Genomic DNA, 1,443 nt, shown 5'->3' with positions numbered 1-1,443 from the left:
ACCACGAGGTAGCGGCCGCGCCAGGCAATCGAGCGGAAGGCGGGCTCGGCCAAGTCACCGCCGACGGGGTCGTAGATGATGTCCGGGCCGCGGCCGCCGGTCATCGTCTTCAGCACTTCGCGCAGGTTCTCGCGGCTGTAGTTGACCGTCTCGTCGGCGCCGATGCCACGGCAGGCTTCGCATTTTTCGTCGGTCGAGGCCGCGGCAATCACCTTTGCGCCGGCTGCTTTGGCGATCTGCACGGCCGCGGTGCCCACGCCGCCGGCGGCGCCCAGCACCAACACGGTCTCGCCGGCCTTGAGCTGGCCGCGGTCGAGCAGCGCATGGTGTGAGGTGCCATAGGTGAAAGCAAAGGCCGCTGCGTCTTCGAGCGCAAAACCGGGTGGCAGCGGAATGGCTTGCGCCGCCTTGATGCAAGCGTGGGTGCCGAAGCCACCCGAGCTGCCGATTGCCGCCACCGGGTCGCCCACCTTCAGATGCGTCACGGCCGAGCCCACCGCGTCGACCTTGCCGGCGAACTCCGACCCCGGCACAAACGGCAGCGGTGGCCGGACCTGGTATTTGCCTTCGACGGTCAGCAGGTCCGGGAAATTGATGCTGGCGGCGTGGATGGCCACCCGCACTTCGTCGGCCGCCGGTTCGGGCGTGGGCAGCTCGCGCCAGACGAGGTCGCCCGGGCCGGTGGTGGTTTCGCAAAGCCAGGCGTGCATGCTGCGCTCCAAGAGGGTGTTCCGATGGGCCTTGATCATAGGCACGCGACCGCTGTTCGCTCGTCGCCTGGGTGACTTCTGGCTGACAGCCGGGAGGCAGCGCTGCGTGCCGGCGCAACACCGAGGCATCAAAACAAGTGACCAGCTGTTGCGCCTGCCTACAATCGGTCGCATGCGCATCCTCATCGCCAACGACGATGGTTACCTCGCGCCGGGCATCGCAGCGCTGGTCCAGGCCTGCCAAGGGCTGGGCGAGATCGACGTCATCGCGCCCGAGCAGAACGCCAGCGGGACCTCCAATGCCCTCAGCCTGACGCGGCCTTTGACAGTGCACGAAGCACGCGGTCAATCGGTGCAGAGCTTTCGCTTCGTCAACGGCACGCCGTCGGACAGCGTGCACGTCGCGTTGACTGGCCTGCTGCCGCACAAGCCTGACCTGGTGCTCTCGGGCATCAACCAGGGTGCCAACATGGGTGACGACACGCTGTACTCCGGCACCGTCGCCGCAGCGATGGAAGGTTATCTGTTCGGCATCCCGGCGATCGCTTTTTCGCAGGCCGAGAAGGGCTGGACGCACCTCGACGCCGCGGCTCGCGTGGCACGCAAGGTCGTCGAGGCGGTGCTGGAATCGGTCCTGCAGCGACCGCCGGCCCAGAAGCCCTGGCTGCTGAACGTGAACATCCCGAACCGGCCGGACGCCGATCAGCTGCCGTGGGTCACCACCCGCCTGGGC

Annotated in this window: 2 protein-coding genes; one reads left to right on the top strand and one right to left on the bottom strand. The window is 67.6% G+C overall.

Annotated elements, in window-relative coordinates; translation table 11 throughout:
* The coding region (locus AC1DYI_RS35505; RefSeq protein WP_477208793.1) for an NADPH:quinone oxidoreductase family protein at positions 1-710 on the bottom strand (710 nt) is incomplete at its 3' end.
* Between the two features lie 172 nt (positions 711-882).
* Here AC1DYI_RS35505 and surE point away from each other — a divergent pair.
* The coding region (surE, locus tag AC1DYI_RS35500) for a 5'/3'-nucleotidase SurE (protein WP_477208792.1) at positions 883-1,443 on the top strand (561 nt) is incomplete at its 3' end.

The organism is Ideonella sp. P3_A4 (genome assembly GCF_056403075.1).
This window is presented reverse-complemented; position numbering and strand designations above follow the sequence as displayed.